This window comes from Galbibacter orientalis DSM 19592 (assembly GCF_000260115.1).
GTDB classification, from domain to species: domain Bacteria; phylum Bacteroidota; class Bacteroidia; order Flavobacteriales; family Flavobacteriaceae; genus Galbibacter; species Galbibacter orientalis.
Genome location: NZ_JH651379.1, coordinates 1907685 through 1923489 on the forward strand (window position 1 = coordinate 1907685; position 15805 = coordinate 1923489).

General features: G+C 33.4%; 16 protein-coding genes. 10 read left to right on the forward strand and 6 right to left on the reverse strand.

Annotated features, from left to right (window positions below; translation table 11 throughout):
- Positions 1-6 precede the first annotated feature (6 nt).
- From JOOMADRAFT_RS08445 to JOOMADRAFT_RS08455, 3 genes are all read right to left on the reverse strand, one after another.
- On the reverse strand, positions 7-840 hold the full coding sequence (locus JOOMADRAFT_RS08445; RefSeq protein ID WP_008612567.1) for an SDR family NAD(P)-dependent oxidoreductase: 834 nt from the start codon (positions 838-840) through the stop codon (positions 7-9).
- A 265-nt stretch (positions 841-1105) separates the two neighbouring features.
- Positions 1106-1504, reverse strand: coding sequence for an RNA-binding S4 domain-containing protein (locus tag JOOMADRAFT_RS08450; protein ID WP_008612568.1), 399 nt, complete (start codon positions 1502-1504; stop codon positions 1106-1108).
- A 65-nt stretch (positions 1505-1569) separates the two neighbouring features.
- On the reverse strand, positions 1570-2343 hold the full coding sequence (locus JOOMADRAFT_RS08455) for a hypothetical protein (protein ID WP_008612569.1): 774 nt from the start codon (positions 2341-2343) through the stop codon (positions 1570-1572).
- Positions 2344-2509: 166 nt separating this feature from the next.
- On the opposite strand from JOOMADRAFT_RS08455, the gene JOOMADRAFT_RS08460 reads away from it, so the two are divergent.
- Complete coding sequence (locus JOOMADRAFT_RS08460; RefSeq protein ID WP_008612570.1) at positions 2510-3454, forward strand: FKBP-type peptidyl-prolyl cis-trans isomerase; 945 nt, start codon at positions 2510-2512, stop codon at positions 3452-3454.
- Positions 3455-3608: 154 nt separating this feature from the next.
- Here the strand turns inward: JOOMADRAFT_RS08460 and JOOMADRAFT_RS08465 are convergent, their stop codons facing one another.
- The 3 genes from JOOMADRAFT_RS08465 to JOOMADRAFT_RS08475 all read right to left on the reverse strand — a co-directional run bounded on the left by JOOMADRAFT_RS08465 (position 3609) and on the right by JOOMADRAFT_RS08475 (position 6257).
- Positions 3609-4187 (reverse strand): porin family protein, encoded by a 579-nt coding sequence (locus JOOMADRAFT_RS08465; protein ID WP_008612571.1) that lies wholly within the window; start codon positions 4185-4187, stop codon positions 3609-3611.
- 55 nt (positions 4188-4242) lie between these two features.
- Positions 4243-5196 (reverse strand): transketolase family protein, encoded by a 954-nt coding sequence (locus JOOMADRAFT_RS08470; RefSeq protein ID WP_008612574.1) that lies wholly within the window; start codon positions 5194-5196, stop codon positions 4243-4245.
- A gap of 215 nt (positions 5197-5411) precedes the next feature.
- Positions 5412-6257 carry a transketolase gene (locus tag JOOMADRAFT_RS08475; RefSeq protein ID WP_008612575.1) on the reverse strand — a complete coding sequence of 282 codons (846 nt, stop codon included), beginning with the start codon at positions 6255-6257 and terminating at the stop codon, positions 5412-5414.
- A gap of 247 nt (positions 6258-6504) precedes the next feature.
- Here JOOMADRAFT_RS08475 and tgt point away from each other — a divergent pair, with 247 nt between their 5' ends.
- From tgt to cysD, 9 genes are all read left to right on the forward strand, one after another.
- Complete coding sequence (gene tgt / locus JOOMADRAFT_RS08480) at positions 6505-7635, forward strand: tRNA guanosine(34) transglycosylase Tgt (protein WP_008612577.1); 1131 nt, start codon at positions 6505-6507, stop codon at positions 7633-7635.
- 92 nt (positions 7636-7727) lie between these two features.
- Positions 7728-8807, forward strand: a complete 1080-nt coding sequence (locus JOOMADRAFT_RS08485; RefSeq protein WP_008612578.1) for an LptF/LptG family permease — start codon at positions 7728-7730, stop codon at positions 8805-8807.
- Positions 8794-9696, forward strand: a complete 903-nt coding sequence (locus JOOMADRAFT_RS08490) for a DMT family transporter (RefSeq protein WP_008612579.1) — start codon at positions 8794-8796, stop codon at positions 9694-9696. Before JOOMADRAFT_RS08485 ends, JOOMADRAFT_RS08490 begins: the two co-directional genes overlap by 14 nt.
- A 48-nt stretch (positions 9697-9744) precedes the next feature.
- Positions 9745-10698 (forward strand): acetyl-CoA carboxylase carboxyltransferase subunit alpha, encoded by a 954-nt coding sequence (locus JOOMADRAFT_RS08495; RefSeq protein WP_008612580.1) that lies wholly within the window; start codon positions 9745-9747, stop codon positions 10696-10698.
- Positions 10699-10867: 169 nt separating this feature from the next.
- Entirely contained in the window at positions 10868-12409 is a 1542-nt protein-coding gene (dnaB, locus tag JOOMADRAFT_RS08500) for a replicative DNA helicase (RefSeq protein WP_008612581.1), read from the forward strand.
- Between the two features lie 630 nt (positions 12410-13039).
- Complete coding sequence (gene cysQ / locus JOOMADRAFT_RS08505) at positions 13040-13837, forward strand: 3'(2'),5'-bisphosphate nucleotidase CysQ (protein WP_008612582.1); 798 nt, start codon at positions 13040-13042, stop codon at positions 13835-13837.
- Complete coding sequence (locus JOOMADRAFT_RS08510; RefSeq protein ID WP_008612583.1) at positions 13838-14251, forward strand: DUF2061 domain-containing protein; 414 nt, start codon at positions 13838-13840, stop codon at positions 14249-14251.
- Between the two features lie 2 nt (positions 14252-14253).
- A complete protein-coding gene (cysC, locus tag JOOMADRAFT_RS08515) occupies positions 14254-14847 on the forward strand; it encodes an adenylyl-sulfate kinase (RefSeq protein WP_008612584.1) in 594 nt (197 codons plus the stop codon).
- A gap of 44 nt (positions 14848-14891) precedes the next feature.
- Positions 14892-15797: a sulfate adenylyltransferase subunit CysD gene (cysD, locus tag JOOMADRAFT_RS08520; protein ID WP_040879991.1), complete on the forward strand. Its 906-nt coding sequence runs from the start codon at positions 14892-14894 to the stop codon at positions 15795-15797.
- Positions 15798-15805 lie beyond the last annotated feature (8 nt).

A 15805-nucleotide genomic window follows, 5' to 3' on the forward strand; every position in this document is an offset into this window, starting at 1 on the left:
CAATAACTATTGAAAATCTGTTGATAAAGATAAGTTTTTCCATTCTTCCAGTTCTTTTTGCTCGTTGTCACGTATCGCTAAAATGGCATTGTAACTGTCTGAACCTAGAGGAAGATGTAATGGTGGATTAGACATTTTAGTGATTTTAAGTAGTACTTCTGCCAATTTTTTAGGATCGCCTAATTGTTTGCCATCAAATCCCGTAAATAGTTCAACCTGTTTGTCTAAATTATATACATCAATTTTATTTTTCACAACGTTTAGATTACTTGGATTCATAAAATTCGTACGGAATGATCCTGGTGCAAGAATCGTTACTTTTATCCCAAAAGGAGCAACTTCTTGTGCAAGGGCTTCTGATATTCCGATAACTGCATATTTAGACGCACTGTAGCTTCCGTTACCGGGATAACTCGTGTAGCCCATCATAGATGAAGTATTGATAATATGACCTGATTTTTGCCTACGTAAATGTGGCAATACTTTCCTAATGATATTGGCTAATCCAAAAACATTTACATTCATTGTTTCCTTAAACTCTGCATCACTTAGTTCTTCAACATTTCCTAGAAGATTATATCCTGCATTATTCACCACAACATCTATTTGACCAAATTTCTCTATGCTTTTTAAAATGGCGTGATCAACATCTTTTTCTTTAGTGATGTCTAACTTTAGAAGAAGTACATTCCCCTTGTAATTAGTAACTTCTTCTGAAAGCGTTTCCGAATCTCTAGTAGTTGCTATTACTTTATCTCCATTATTTAATACTGCTTTTGTAATCTCAAGCCCCATACCCTTTGAAGACCCTGTAATAAACCATACTTTTTGCTTGCTCATATTTTTTTGTTTTTTAATTATGATGTAAAGTTCTGCAAGCGTTTTTATTTACTTGTGTTCCAATCAAGGATTGTTGTGTTCAAGTTCGGGATGTCAGCTTTGGCATTACCGCTAACTATCAACTCAAAAGAGGCAAAGTTTTAAATTTGTGGATGAGCCAATTTGGAAATTTAAAAATGTAAATTAAGGAATAAAAATCTTCGGACTTCGGACTTCGGACTCCTGACTCCTGACTCCTGACCTTTTCTCTCTATTCTTTATATTTTCAACTATCAACCTTTTTCGGAGTGTCCAATGTTCCTTCTTCTTTATAATCGTCAATATCTCGACGGTCTTTTTTTGTAGGTCTTCCAGTTCCCTTTTTTCTATAATAATCTTTAGAATATTTTAGAAGGTCTACATGTTCAAAAGCCTCTTTAGGAGTGGTGTCTTTTCGGTAAATATCTACCAACTTAGCTCCAACGCGATTTTCAGGGATGTCTAAAACCTTGATTGTATAGTTAATTTGATTCTTGCGGAGCTCTATTTTATCAGAAGGAAAAACATCGCGAGAAGGCTTTACTTTTTGCTCGTTAATTTTAACGTGACCCTTTTTACAGGCTTCAGTAGCCATATTTCGGGTTTTAAAATACCGAATACACCATAAATACTTATCAATACGCATAAAAAAGGAGTTTTATGTAAAAATAAAACTCCTTTTTTATAAAACTTATTAAATTTTAAAAAAAATTAATATACTCTAATGGAACTAATTTTATTATCCCAGCGATGAAAAAAACTTATTTTTTTATCTTGTAATTTTTTTATTCCTACTTGCCCAACACTTGTTGTTCCATCTAATACAAATGATTTTCCTCTATAATTTGGGTGTTCGTAAAATCTAACAATTAACCCCTCTACTAAAACACTTGCAATATTATCATCAGGTTTTACAGGAATTTTATATGGAGGAAATTGAACTTTATTTTTAAAGTCTACTTTCCAATAATCATTTATATAAAGATATTTTAGTCTAAGAGTAATCATTTCATGAGAATTTGCTGGATAGTTATTTGTTCTATAGGTGAAAAACATAACGCCTTCATCAACCCATGGAATTTGGGAGGATTTATTAAAATCCTTTTCAGCATATAGTTGTAAAGCTTGATTTGTCCAATAAGCATTTTTGGAAGCCACATTTTTTTTATGATTTATTTTACCTGAATTTTCAAGAAATTCACTGAAATCTTGATCGCTTTTAAATAGGATAGACTTATTATATTCTACAGAATATTCTATTAGTTCAGGATTCTTTGTAAAAATATCCTCTACACGCCTAGCAGCATCGTTTTCAACAATTATGACTGAGTCTTTTGTTTCTATGAAGTCTATCTCAATATGTTCTCCCTCGTAGATATATTGAAATGTGCTTTCTGCTTTCGTAACTTCTTCCATAATAGAATTAGTGTCATCAGTTGAACAGCTGACAATACTAATAATTAAAATAAAAACTATCTTTTTCATATATTTATAAATTGAGTTTATATGCTACAATATATAGTTTATATATTCTAATTATCTCATCTTAGTAGTTAAATATTTGTTAATTAAAAGAAGCTTCTTTCCAAACGTTAAATGATAATAGAATTTAAAAGAGAATCTTATATTTGCAACAAATTAAATTATAGAAATGAAATTAAATTTTATATTTATTCTCGTAGTTGTTATTTTTTTTACAATCTCATGTAATAATGATGATGATGATGCAGGAGATACAATAGAAGTAAGGGATGTTGCTGAAGTTGAAGCTGAAGATGATGCTGAGTTACAGTTGTATTTGCAAACTCATTTTTATAACTATGAAGAGTTTCAAAATCCACCTGCCGACTTTGATTATAAAATTGTATTTGATACGATTGCAGGGGTCAATGCTGACAAAATTCCATTGATAGAACAAGTTCAAGAAGAGATTATAAATTTTCAAGATGTACCGCACACTTTATATTATATAATTGCGCGTGAAGGTGTTGGAGAGAATCCTGTTTATGGGCATGAAGTAATTACCAAATATCAGGGTAGTTATATTGGTGGAGAAATTTTTAATGATCTTAATGTAGAAACAAAGTTTAGTACTACAGGAGTTGTATATGGTTTTGGAGCACTTTTGGTAAAGCTTAAAACTGGAACCTCTTTTACTGAAAATATAAATGGAACATTAGAGTGGAATCAAGATTATGGGATAGGAGCTGCTTTTATGCCTTCTGGGTTGGGTTATTTTAATAGTCCTCCATTAGGATCAAGTATTCCATCATACAGTCCACTCATTTTTAAAGTAGATATGCTTGAATTTAACGAAATAGATGAAGATTATACTATAATTAATGCTCAAGGAGGAACAGCTTCAACACCAGACGGGATTCCTTCTCATTTAGAAGATGTAGATGGAGATGGAGACCCAAGAAACGATGATACCGACGGAGATGGAATTCCTAATTATTTAGATGCCGATGATGATGGAGATGGTGTTTTAACAAAAGCGGAATATGATTATGATGAAGATGGAGTTGTAGACGATTCAGACGGGGATGGTGTTCCAGATTATTTAGATCCAGATTCTCGAATTGAAGGTAATTAATTTTTCTAGAGGTTTAAATAACTGAAAGTTATGTGGTTAAATCTACTCTATGTTTAAGTTTATATCGAAAAATTACCAAAGAAGATAAAGCAAAGCATAAAAAAAACCAGCGTTTACTGCGCTGGTTTTTTTTATGCTTTATAAATGAATGCTTTTATAGTTTTACCGATAAACTCAATATAAGTTGAGAAGGTCTGGTGTCTATTCTTCCAGTTCCTGATAAACCAACAAATTCAGCTTCATTATCACTAAATCCTCTTTCGTAACGCAGGTCTACTCCTAATCGTTCTCCTAGATTAACGCCAACTCCCATATTTAAGCCTACTGTAAAATCATTCTCAACATCGTTTATAGTAACTCCTTCTAAATCGGTGTCGAGTATGTATTGTAAAGAAGGTCCTGCAAAAATATGTAACGGACCTACAATATTAAGTCCAACCAATAGTGGCATGTCCAGTTTACTCATTTTAAATTTATCGCCGTCATAATCAGAATTGGTGTTAGTGTATACCAATTCTGGTCTAACGTATAAGGTTCCGAAATCTAATTTCCCGAAAGCTCCTACATGGAAACCTACCTGAGAATCGGAACCAATATCTCCAATGTCACTACCTATAGAGGCATCTCCATTGGAGTTAAAGTTTAAACCTCCTTTAAGTCCGAAACCTGATTCAGATTGAGCAAAACTTGTGAAACCTGCTAGTAGGCAGATTATTAAGATTGATTTTTTCATGTTTGTCTGTTATTTTTTAAATGTTAATTATGTTATAAACTGAAATTACTGCCGTTTATTTTCTTTTTAACACTTTTGTAACAGCTTTAACAATAGCTTCACTATTCAATCCGTATTTGTCCATTAATTGAGCTGGAGTTCCACTTTCTCCAAAAGTATCTTGCGTAGCAACAAATTCTTGTGGCGCAGGAGTATTTTGTGCTAAAGTTCTAGCTACGCTTTCTCCAAGACCTCCCAAGAAGTTATGCTCTTCTGCAGTTACTACACAACCAGTTTTTCCTACAGAAGCTAAAATAGCTTCTTCGTCTAAAGGTTTTATAGTGTGAATGTCTAATATATCTGCAGAAATTCCTTGTTCTGCTAATTTTTCACCTGCAAGAATAGCTTCCCAAACTAAATGCCCAGTTGCTATAATTGTTACATCGCTACCCTCGTTAATTTTAACAGCTTTTCCTATTTCAAATTTTTGATCGGCAGGGGTGAAGTTTGGAACCGCAGGGCGACCAAAACGTAAATAAACAGGCCCTTCATGTTCTGCAATGGCAATAGTAGCTGCTTTAGTTTGGTTAAAATCACATGGATTGATAACGGTCATGCCTGGAAGCATTTTCATAAGTCCAATGTCTTCTAGAATTTGGTGTGTAGCACCATCTTCACCTAAAGTTAAACCTGCGTGAGAAGCACAAATTTTTACGTTTTTATCAGAATAAGCAATAGATTGTCTTATTTGGTCGTAAACTCTTCCTGTAGAAAAATTTGCAAACGTACCTGTAAATGGAATTTTACCACCAATGGTTAAACCAGCTGCAATTCCCATCATGTTTGCTTCTGCAATTCCGATTTGGAAAAATCTTTCAGGGTTTTCATTAATAAAATCCTGCATTTTTAAAGATCCTACTAAATCAGCACAAAGCGCAACTACATTTGGATTGGTGCGACCAAGTTCGGTAAGACCTGCTCCAAAACCACTTCGTGTATCTATTTTTTCTGTGTATGTGTATTTTTTCATTTCTTTAATTTCTGTGTTTTACTCGATAATCGAGATTTAAATGCTTTGACATTTGCGTCAAGATGTTTTCAACTTTTCCTTTGAATGCTTCTTGAGCTTGGTCTGAAGCATTTTACTCACTATACGAGATGTAAATACGCTGCAAATTGAGTTATAAATAATTGATATTAGCTCACTAAGAGTTATACATCAATTAATAATCTCTCGGCAACAGATTAATAATCTCCTAAAGTTTCAGGATTTTGAGCCAATGCTTTTTCTAATTGCTCATCGTTAGGAGCTTTTCCATGCCATGCATGTGTTCCCATCATAAAATCTACACCATTACCCATAATAGTATGAAGTAAAATACAAACTGGTTTTCCTTTTCCAGTTCTAGATTTAGCTTCTTTAAGTCCTGCTATAACAGCTTCAAGGTCGTTTCCTTTTTCAACTTCCATAACATCCCATCCAAAAGCTTCAAATTTTTGTCTAATACTTCCCATTGGAAGAACATCGTCTGTTGCTCCGTCTATTTGTTGTCCGTTTAGGTCGATTGTAGCTATGTAATTATCTACTTTATTACCCGCTGCATACATAATAGCTTCCCAATTTTGACCTTCTTGAAGCTCTCCATCTCCATGTAAGCTATAAACAGTATGTGTGTCGTTGTTTAGTTTTTTTGCAAGTGCAGCTCCAAGAGCTACAGACATTCCTTGTCCTAAAGATCCAGAAGCAATTCTTACTCCTGGTAAACCTTCATGGGTGGTTGGGTGTCCTTGTAAACGAGAATCTAATAATCTAAAAGTATTTAATTCTTCCACAGGGAAATACCCTTTTCTTGCTAATACGCTATAAAAAACAGGAGAAATATGTCCGTTAGAAAGGAAGAATAAATCCTCATTAATACCATCCATTTTAAAGTTGGTATCTACTTCCATAATTTCGTTGTATAGTGCTACTAAGAATTCTGTACATCCCAAAGAACCACCAGGGTGTCCTGAGTTTACTTTGTGCACCATCCTTACAATATCCCTTCTTACTTGGGTTGTCAAATCGTTTAATTGTTGTGTGTCTGGCATCTGTAATTGTTAATTAATTATCTTAAACAAAAATAAACCTTTATAAAACCATAGCAAAGTAAATTTTACATAGATATGCTACATATTTGTTTTAAATGTAAGGTTTTAGAGGTTCTTTATGAAGAAAGAGCAATTTTGTTGATTATCTTTGCAGATTTAAAACTCACTTTGTGAGGAAACATAAGGAGGATTTAGGTTGATGTTTATTGCTATCAAAATCCAAAAATCTTAATAGTTAGAAACAAGAATGGAATTTAAGTTAAGTGGAAAAGATGCCGGAAGTAAGGCAAGGGCAGGAGTAGTAACAACCGATCATGGTGCAATTGAAACACCTATTTTTATGCCAGTTGGTACTGTGGCCACTGTAAAAGGAGTACATCAAAGAGAATTAAAAGAAGATATTAATCCTGATATTATTTTAGGAAACACCTATCATCTTTACCTAAGACCAAAAACTTCTATTATTGAACAAGCTGGTGGGTTGCATAAATTTATGAATTGGGATCGAAATATCTTAACAGATAGTGGGGGATTCCAAGTGTATTCTTTATCTGATAATCGAAAAATTAAGGAAGAAGGAGTTAAGTTTAAAAGTCATATTGATGGCTCTTATCACTTTTTTACTCCTGAAAATGTTATGGATATTCAAAGAACCATCGGGGCAGATATTATCATGGCTTTTGATGAATGTACCCCGTATCCATGCGATTATAATTATGCGAAGCGTTCTATGCACATGACGCACCGTTGGTTAGATAGATGCATTAAACGCTTTAATGAGACACCAGATAAATACGGATACGAACAAACATTGTTTCCTATAGTTCAAGGTTCTACTTATAAAGATTTAAGAAGACAATCGGCCGAGTATATTGCAAATTCTGGTGCGCAAGGAAATGCGATAGGAGGGCTTTCTGTAGGGGAGCCTGCTGAAGAAATGTATGAAATGACAGAGGTTGTTTGTGAGATTCTTCCTGAAGATAAACCTCGTTATTTAATGGGGGTAGGAACTCCTATCAATATTCTTGAAAATATTGCACTTGGAATTGATATGTTTGATTGTGTGATGCCAACAAGAAATGCTAGAAATGGAATGTTGTTTACCGCGCATGGTACAATTAATATAAAAAATAAAAAGTGGGAAGCCGATTTTTCTCCTATCGATGAAATGGGAATTACCGATGTAGATACGTATTATACAAAAGCTTACCTAAGACATTTATTTGCTGCAAATGAATATTTAGGAAAACAGATTGCTACAATTCATAATTTAGGGTTTTATTTGTGGTTGGTTCGTGAAGCTAGAAAACATATCTTAGCAGGAGATTTTACAGATTGGAAAAATAAGATGGTTAAGCAAATGGATAAAAGATTGTAATTTTTTAAGCTGAATACTAAATAATTTAAGCTTACAGTTTTATTAACCATAGTTGAGAGGAGTAAGTCTGAAACCCCAGAAATAAAGAACAAGTGAAAATAATAGATTGGTATATTCTTAAGAGGTATTTAGCTACCTTTTTTGTTATGATAATGTTGTTCGTTCCTATTGGAATTATGATTGACGTATCTGAAAAAGTTGATAAAATGATAGATAATGAAGCGCCTACTGCCGATATTCTATCCTATTATATTGACTTTACTTTCTATTTTGCTAGTTTATTATTTCCAATATTTCTCTTTTTATCAATTATATGGTTTACTTCTAAGTTGGCAAATAACACAGAAGTTATTGCTATTTTGAGTTCTGGAATTTCTTTTTGGCGCTTTTTGAGACCTTATTTTATTGGAGCTTCCATAATTGCAGTATTTTCGTTTGTTATGGGAATGTTTATAGTGCCAAAAGCTAGTGAAGGCTATAACGATTTTCGAATAAAATATTTAAAAGGGGGAAGAGATAAGGACCGAGAGACTTCGCGGGTTTTTAATCAGGTAAATGATAACGAGTATATTTATGTAAGTAGTTTTACTCCGAGTACAAAAATAGGGTACAACTTTACATTAGAACATTTTGACGGAAACGAGTTGGAATATAAAATTACGGCTAGCAATATTCGTTGGATAGATAAAGATAGTATTTACCGTTTGAGTGGATATATGAAACGTACTATTGGAGTTAATGATGATATCCTTGAAAAGCAAAATAGACTTGATACGCTGTTTGAATTTGATTTAGACGATCTTACACCTGTTTCTTATGTGGCTGAAACAAAAAATTTATTCGAATTAAATAGTTTTATTGAAGAGCAACGTAAGAAAGGAGCTCCAAACATAAACACATATTTAGTAGTAAAATACAAACGCTGGAGTTTGCCTATTTCAGCATTTATTTTAACCATTATTGCTGTTTCTGTTTCTTCAATGAAACGAAGGGGAGGAATGGGAGTAAATTTAGCTGTGGGAATTTCTTTGGCTTTTATCTATATTTTCTTTGATAAAGTTTTTGGAACCATGGCAGAACAATCTAATTTCCCACCTTTATTGGCTGTTGCTATTCCTAATATTTTATTCGGTATCCTTGCGATCTACTTATTAAAAAATGCTAAACGATAAATTAAAAAACTACCTCCATTTACATTTGGTTGTGTTTATTTGGGGGTTTACCGCTGTGCTCGGGGCACTTATAACTATAGATGCAATTCCACTTGTATGGTTTAGAATGCTTTTGGCAACATTTTTTGTAGGACTCTATGTTATGTTTAAGAAATTCTCACTTAGAGTTCCTAAAAAAGCATTGAGAACATTAATTATTGCAGGAATTACTATTGCATTGCACTGGATCTTCTTTTTTATGGCAATAAAAGTTTCTAATGTTTCGGTAACATTGGCAACAGTATCTACAGGAGCTTTCTTTACCGCAATTTTAGAACCTATCTTTTATAAACGTAAAATGATTTGGTATGAAATTTTTTTCGGACTTGTTGTTATTGCCGGTTTGTATATAATTTTCAGTGTAGAAACACAGTATGTGTTAGGGATTGTTTATGCTTTAATAGCTACATTACTTTCTGCTACTTTTTCTTTAATCAACGGAAAATTAGCCAAACAATATAAGCCTTCTATTATTTCCTTTTATGAATTAGGAAGTGGTGTTGCGTTCATAACATTATATTTATTATTTACAGGTGGTTTCTCTGCTGAATTTTTTATACTTTCGGCATCAGATTGGATGTATTTGCTGTTGTTAGCAAGTGTTTGCACGGCATATGCATTTATAGGATCTGTAAAAGTAATGAAGCTAATAAGCCCATATACAGTAATGCTTACCATTAATATGGAGCCTATTTATGGAATTGTTTTAGCTTACATGATTTTAGGATCATCAGAAAAAATGAGTGAAGGTTTTTACATAGGCGCCTTAATTATTTTAGCTACTGTGCTGGCCAACGGTATTTTAAAGAATTCGTTGAAAAGAAATGTCTCTCTAGGGCAGGCTAAATAGTTTAAAGTTTTATATTTGTACGCTAATAAAATTATCAAAACAAGACTCATGGAGTATTTAGATTTTGAGTTACCAATTAAAGAGCTTGAAGAACAATTAGATAAATGTAAAGTTCTCGGGTCAGAAAGCGATGTTGACGTTACTGATACATGCACTCAATTGGAAAAAAAGTTAGAAAAGACTAAAAAGGACATCTATAAAAATCTTACTGCTTGGCAGCGAGTACAATTGTCCAGGCATCCCTCAAGGCCTTACACTTTAGATTATATCAAAGCGTTATGCGGAAATACATTTTTAGAGCTTCATGGCGATAGAAATGTAAAAGACGATAAAGCTATGATTGGCGGATTAGGAAAAATAGGAGATCAAACCTATATGTTTATCGGTCAACAAAAAGGATATAATACTAAAACCCGTCAGTATAGAAACTTTGGGATGGCAAATCCAGAAGGATACCGTAAAGCGCTACGCCTAATGAAAATGGCTGAGAAGTTTGGAATTCCTGTGGTGTCATTAATAGATACTCCAGGTGCTTATCCAGGTATTGAAGCTGAAGAAAGAGGGCAAGGAGAGGCTATTGCAAGGAATATTCTTGAAATGACACGCCTTAAAGTGCCAATTATTGTTTTAATTATTGGTGAAGGGGCTTCTGGTGGAGCTTTAGGTATTGGAGTAGGAGATAAGGTTATGATGTTAGAGAATACTTGGTATTCTGTAATTTCTCCAGAATCTTGTTCTTCTATTTTATGGAGAAGCTGGGAATACAAAGAACAAGCAGCAGATGCACTTAAATTAACGGCTACCGATATGAAGAAATTACATTTGGTAGACGATATTATAAAAGAGCCACTTGGGGGGGCGCATTCCGATAGGGAAACAACTTTTAAAACCGTAGCAAAGCAAATTACTACAGTTCATGATGAGTTGAAAAAGTTATCCCCAACAGAATTAGTAAATCAAAGAATGGATAAATATGCAAACATGGGAGTATTTAAAAATTAAATCCCCGTATTTGTTACCTTATTGTTAAGACCGGAGTTTGCGCTTCGGTTTTTTTTACCTTTATTAACAAGAAAAACAAGTTATTAACAACTAGTTTGTTGACAGTTAGTTAAAAACCAAGCGTTCAATTTAACCACTTTTCAGGTTACAATTATATACATTCGCATTCATGGAAAAAATAAACCCGATACAAGGAATTAAAGTTGATAAATCAAATGTGATTCAGCTGGAGAAAGGTAAAATCCCTCCGCAAGCTATTGATTTAGAGGAAGCTGTATTGGGTGCAATGATGATTGATAAAAAGGGTGTTGATGAAATTATAGATATACTTCATCCCGATGCCTTCTATAAAGATGGTCATAAATATATTTATGAAGCTGTAGTTCAGCTCTTTGAAACTTCAGAGCCAATAGACTTATTAACAGTTTCGGCGCAATTAAAGAAGAATAAAAGATTAGAAGCTGTTGGAGGCGACTTTTACTTAATTCAGCTTACTAAAAAAGTGTCATCTTCAGCGCATATTGAGTTTCACGCACGTATAATCTTACAAAAATACATTCAGCGAAGTCTTATTAAAATTTCTAGTGAAATTATTGAAGAGGCTTATGATGAAGGAACCGATGTTTTTGATTTGTTAGATAATGCAGAGGCAAAATTATACGAAGTAACGCAAGGAAATATTAAAAAATCTTCAGAAACAGCACAGAGTTTGGTAATTCAGGCTAAAAAGAAGATTGAAGAAATTTCTAATAAAGAAGGTTTAAGTGGAATTCCATCTGGTTTTGATAAATTAGATAAACTTACTTCTGGTTGGCAGCCGAGTGATTTAATTATTGTAGCTGCAAGACCTGGTATGGGGAAAACAGCTTTAACACTTTCCATGGCGAGAAATATTGCTGTAAATTCCAATATTCCTGTAGCTTTTTTCTCTTTGGAGATGTCGTCAGTACAGTTAATAACACGTTTGATTTCTTCGGAAACAGGCTTGTCTTCAGAAAAATTGAGAACAGGAAAATTAGAAAAACACGAGTGGGAGCAGTTAAATGTAAAAGTAAAATCTCTTGAAACTGCACCTTTGTTTATAGATGATACACCTTCGCTTTCCATCTTCGATTTAAGAGCAAAAGCACGCCGATTAGCATCTCAGCACGGAATTAAAATGATTATTATTGATTACTTGCAGTTAATGACGGCTGGAGGGAGTCAGAAAGGAGGAAATAGAGAGCAAGAGATTTCTACAATTTCTCGAAACTTAAAAGCTTTAGCAAAAGAGTTGAGTGTTCCTGTTATTGCACTTTCTCAGTTATCGCGTGCGGTAGAAACACGAGGAGGGAGTAAAAGACCTTTACTTTCCGATCTTCGTGAGTCGGGTGCGATTGAGCAGGATGCGGATATTGTATCTTTTATTTACCGACCAGAATACTATAAAATTGAAGAATGGGATGACGATGAACGTAGTCCAACTCAGGGACAAGGAGAGTTTATCGTTGCAAAACACCGTAATGGTGGTTTGGAGAATATCCGTCTGAAGTTTATCGGTCAGCTTGGTAAGTTTGATAATTTAGATGACTTTGATTCGCCTTTCGAATTCCAATCTAAAATGAATGATGGCGAAGAGAATCCGTTTGCAACTAAAGATTTACCGAGTGCAGACGAAGCTTTTGGAAGCTCCATGAATCAAGACTTTGGAGAAGATGACGTGCCGTTTTAATTTATAAACTTTACGCTGTAGGCTCTAAGCAATATGCGTTTCTAGTTTTCTAAAAAAATTAAATCTTTCAAAATTTAAAAGTTCAGTGTTCAGTGTTCAGTATTCAGTAAACGGTAATCAGTTTTTTATCATTCAACATTAAGCATTCAAAATTCAAAAGTTCAGTGTTCAGTAAACAGTAATCAGTTTTTTTATCATTCAACATTAAGCATTTAAAATTCAAAAGTTCAGTGTTCAGTATACGGTAATCAGTTTTTTATCATTCAACATTAAGTATTTAAAATTTAAAAGTTCAGTTTTCAGTAAACAGTAAACAGTAAACAGTAATCAGTAATCAGTTTTTTATCATTCAACATTAAGCATTCAAAATTCAAAATTTCAGTGTTCAGTATACAGTAATCAGTTTTTATCATTCAACATTAAGCATTTAAAATTCAAAATTGAAATTCAGTTTTTTATCATTCAACATTAAGCATTCAAAATTCAAAAGTTCAATGTTTAGTAAACGGTAATCAGTTTTTATCATTCAACATTAAGCATTCAAAATTTAAAATTCAAAATTAAATCTTTCAATTTTCAACTTACTACTTTTATTGTATTTTTAAGGTTTTGTAATTAGTTTCAGTTTATATGAATCATAAAAACAAAGCGCTATTAAATATTGCGATACGAGCATCTATTGAAGCAGGGAATGAAATTCTAAAAATATACCATCAAAACGATTTCGGAATTCAAAAGAAATTGGATGATTCTCCTATTACCTTAGCCGATAAAAATGCAAATGCTGTTATTAATACATATTTGCAGGCTACTCAAATCCCTATTATTAGTGAGGAGAATAAAATAATGGATTATAAAACCCGTAAACAATGGAATTGTTGTTGGGTTGTAGATCCGTTGGATGGTACAAAAGAGTTTATCAAAAGGAATGGAGAGTTTACCGTAAATATAGCTTTGGTTGAAAATAACCTTCCGATAATGGGTGTTATTTATGTTCCAGTTTCTGGCGATTTATACTTCGGACTAACTTCAGAAAAAAAGGCTTATAAAATCAATACTGTTACTTTTTCAGAAGATTTATTGGGTAAAGCTGAAGAGTTGAATGGAGCGGTTGGTGCTTCCACTGTAAAAAAAGTAATTGGGAGTAGATCTCATTTTACATCAGCAACAAAAAAATATATTGAAGAAATCAGGCAATCGGGAGAGGAAGTAGTATTTGTTTCTGTAGGAAGTTCGTTAAAATTTTGTTTCTTGGCTGAAGGAAAAGCTTCAATTTATCCTAGATTTTCTCCTACAATGGAGTGGGATACCTGTGCGGGAGATGCTATCTGTTCTGCCGTAGGTTTAAAGGTAATAGATGCCGAGACTAAAAAACGATTAGTGTATAATAAAAAAGAGTTGGTAAATCCTTCTTTTATTGTAAATTAAATGCAAGATAAAACAAGAAAAAGACATATTGCTAAGGCTATTACTTGGCGTATTGTTGGGACAATAGATACGATTATTATATCGTGGATTATTTCGGGAAACCCTTTTACAGGATTAAAAATCGGGTTAGCAGAAGTAGTAACCAAGATGTTGCTTTACTATTTTCATGAAAGGATTTGGTTTAAGGCAAATGTTCCTGATAGTAGAAAACGGCATGTTTTTAAAACCATTACTTGGCGACTTTTAGGAACTTTGGATACCATGATGTTAGCTTGGTTTATTTCTGGAGACCCATTTACAGGTCTTAAAATAGGAGGTGCCGAAGTGGTTACAAAAATGGTTTTATATTATTTGCATGAACGTACATGGTATAAAATTAACTTTGGATTGGATAAACGAAAGAATAAAATTTAATAATGGAACCGAATATTTTTCCATATAAATTTAATATAACGCAAAGCGATAGGAATTTGCTGAATAAACATAATTCCTTGCTTGTTTGGTTTACTGGATTATCAGGTTCTGGTAAATCTACGGTTGCAGACGCCTTAGAACAAAAATTATATTCAGAAAAAATAAGAACGTTTATTTTGGATGGAGATAACATGAGAGGGCGGCTTTGTAAGGGGTTGGATTTCAGTGAGGAAGACCGAGCAGAGAATATCAGAAGAGTGGCTGAAACAGCTAATTTATTACTGAAATCTGGGGCTGTAGTTTTGGCAAGTTTTGTATCACCCTACAAAAAAGATAGAGAATATGTAGAAAAGACAATAAAACCTAATATATTTGTCGAAGTTTACATGAATATAGGGCTTGATATTTGTAAAAAAAGAGATAAAAAAGGACTCTATAAACTGGCAGAAAGCGGAGAGTTGAAGAATCTAACAGGGGTTAATGCTCCTTATGAGGCTCCAGAGAATGCCGATGTTGAAATTACAGAAAGCGACAGTGTTGATGGGGCTGTTGAAAAAATATATTTAGAAATTAAAGATAAGTTGTATCAGTTTTAGTAAAATATTTTAGCTAAAAATTGATGTTAAAACTCAAAATAAGAATGAGTAAGTATTATTTAAATTATTTAGACGAGTTAGAATCGGAAGCAATATATGTATTGCGAGAAGTATGGGCTCAATTTGAAAATCCTGTAATATTATTTTCAGGAGGAAAAGATTCGATAGTGGTAACTCACTTAGCTAAAAAAGCATTTTATCCAGCAAAAATTCCATTTGCATTGATGCATGTAGATACGGGGCACAATTTTCCTGAAACTATAAAATTTAGAGACGATTTAATAGAAAGTTTAGGCGTTCAATTAATTGTTGGTTCGGTTCAAGAATCTATCGATCAGGGGAGAGTTGCCGAAGAAAAAGGAAAAAGTGCTACCAGAAATGCCTTACAGATTACAACGCTTTTAGATGCTATTGAAACTAATAAAGTAGATTGTGCAATTGGAGGTGGACGTAGAGATGAAGAAAAGGCGAGAGCTAAAGAACGTTTCTTTTCACATCGAGACGATTTTGGTCAGTGGGATCCAAAAAATCAGCGCCCAGAATTATGGAATCTTTTTAATGGAAAGCAATTTGAAGGAGAGCATTTCCGAGCTTTTCCAATAAGTAATTGGACAGAAATGGATATTTGGAATTATATCAATAGAGAAAATATTGAAATTCCGTCTTTGTATTTTGCTCATGAGAGAGAGGTGGTAAGAAGAAGTGGTTCTTGGATTCCGTATTCAGAATTTCTGCAATTAGAAGAAAATGAAGAAGTACTTACAAAGAAAATTCGTTTTAGAACTTTAGGAGATATTACAATTACAGGAGGTATTGAGAGTGATGCCGATACTGTAGAAAAAATAGCACAAGAAGTTTCTGCAATGCGACAAACAGAGCGTGGAAATCGTTCAGATGATAAACGCTCAGAAACAGCCATGGAAGATAGAAAGAGACAGGGGTATTTCTAGAAAAGCTT

Bases quoted from the DNA above. Each gene is read 5' to 3' on its own strand.
- JOOMADRAFT_RS08445 (WP_008612567.1), bottom strand. From the start codon at position 840: ATGAGCAAGCAAAAAGTATGGTTTATTACAGGGTCTTCAAAGGGTATG.
- JOOMADRAFT_RS08450 (WP_008612568.1), bottom strand. From the start codon at position 1,504: ATGCGTATTGATAAGTATTTATGGTGTATTCGGTATTTTAAAACCCGA.
- JOOMADRAFT_RS08455 (WP_008612569.1), bottom strand. From the start codon at position 2,343: ATGAAAAAGATAGTTTTTATTTTAATTATTAGTATTGTCAGCTGTTCA.
- JOOMADRAFT_RS08460 (WP_008612570.1), top strand. From the start codon at position 2,510: ATGAAATTAAATTTTATATTTATTCTCGTAGTTGTTATTTTTTTTACA.
- JOOMADRAFT_RS08465 (WP_008612571.1), bottom strand. From the start codon at position 4,187: ATGAAAAAATCAATCTTAATAATCTGCCTACTAGCAGGTTTCACAAGT.
- JOOMADRAFT_RS08470 (WP_008612574.1), bottom strand. From the start codon at position 5,196: ATGAAAAAATACACATACACAGAAAAAATAGATACACGAAGTGGTTTT.
- JOOMADRAFT_RS08475 (WP_008612575.1), bottom strand. From the start codon at position 6,257: ATGCCAGACACACAACAATTAAACGATTTGACAACCCAAGTAAGAAGG.
- tgt (WP_008612577.1), top strand. From the start codon at position 6,505: ATGGAATTTAAGTTAAGTGGAAAAGATGCCGGAAGTAAGGCAAGGGCA.
- JOOMADRAFT_RS08490 (WP_008612579.1), top strand. From the start codon at position 8,794: ATGCTAAACGATAAATTAAAAAACTACCTCCATTTACATTTGGTTGTG.
- JOOMADRAFT_RS08495 (WP_008612580.1), top strand. From the start codon at position 9,745: ATGGAGTATTTAGATTTTGAGTTACCAATTAAAGAGCTTGAAGAACAA.
- dnaB (WP_008612581.1), top strand. From the start codon at position 10,868: ATGGAAAAAATAAACCCGATACAAGGAATTAAAGTTGATAAATCAAAT.
- cysQ (WP_008612582.1), top strand. From the start codon at position 13,040: ATGAATCATAAAAACAAAGCGCTATTAAATATTGCGATACGAGCATCT.
- JOOMADRAFT_RS08510 (WP_008612583.1), top strand. From the start codon at position 13,838: ATGCAAGATAAAACAAGAAAAAGACATATTGCTAAGGCTATTACTTGG.
- cysC (WP_008612584.1), top strand. From the start codon at position 14,254: ATGGAACCGAATATTTTTCCATATAAATTTAATATAACGCAAAGCGAT.
- cysD (WP_040879991.1), top strand. From the start codon at position 14,892: ATGAGTAAGTATTATTTAAATTATTTAGACGAGTTAGAATCGGAAGCA.